General features: G+C 65.4%; 1 protein-coding gene. It reads left to right on the forward strand.

The window, feature by feature from the left end; translation table 11 throughout:
• Positions 1-737: 737 nt before the first annotated feature.
• Positions 738-1030: SAM-dependent methyltransferase (locus JX325_RS17615; RefSeq protein WP_204792292.1), on the forward strand; the 293-nt coding region annotated here is incomplete at its 3' end.

A 1030-nucleotide genomic window follows, 5' to 3' on the forward strand; every position in this document is an offset into this window, starting at 1 on the left:
AGCGAGGAATTCATCCCCCAATATGGTCCCTTTACTGGACGTTTCCTTTACCTTTATCTGTTTGCCTGGCTTTTACCGGCTTTAATCAGTGCTTCCCTAAAAAACCCTCCCCCGCCGGAAAGTCCCACGGTTTGCCCGGAGGGAACGGGAGACAATAGCGTTTGGGTATCGTGAACACGGGGCGGCGTCTCCGCTCCGTGCGCCGTCAAAGCGGCTCAAGGGCCGGCGGCCCGTGAACTTCTTTGACGGAGAGCCCGGGACCCCGCCGCCTGGCGGGGTCCCGGGCCGGAAAGATCGAAGGAGGAGTATGGCATGAAAAATACTCTGATGTTCCTGCTGGCGTCCCTGCTGCTGGCGTTCAGCCTGACCGCCTGCGGCGGAGGCCAGACCACCGGCAGCGTGGACGGCTCCACCAGCCAGTCCGNAANCGGTTCTGTCAATGAGGGCGGCGCCGTCGGAGGCGGAAACGCCGCGGAAAACGGCTCCGTCAATGGCGGAAGCACCGCCGGGGACGGCCTGATGGACGGCGCCCGGGACGCTGTGGACGACGCCGGGCGGTCGGTCCGGGGCGCCCTGGACGACGCCGGAGACGCTATCGACCGGGCGTTTTAAGCGTCCGCCGGACCGCCGGGAGGATTCCAGGTCCCTTCGGCGNCCCGGCATACATAAGGACNTCCCTTTTCTCCCCGCCTCCTGTATACTATACTATAATACCAGGAGATATAAGGAGGTCCCCCATGCCCCAGGAATTTTCCATGAAAACCATCGCCCGGATTCGCAGCGACTTTGCCGGAAAGTTCGGCGTGCCCCGCCAGAGCGGCCTGGTGGAGGCGCTGGAGGCCCGGGTGGTGTTTGAACCGGAGTACCGGAACTCCGCCGCCCTCCGCGGGCTGGAGGGCTTTTCCCACATCTGGCTGGTGTGGGTGTTCGACCAGGCCGTCCGGGCGGAGTGGTCCCCCACCGTCCGCCCGCCCCGGCTGGGGGGCAACGCCCGGCTGGGGGTCTTCGCCACCCGGTCCCCCTTCCGGCC

Source organism: Oscillibacter sp. CU971 (assembly GCF_905219725.1).
Lineage (GTDB): Bacteria > Bacillota > Clostridia > Oscillospirales > Oscillospiraceae > Oscillibacter.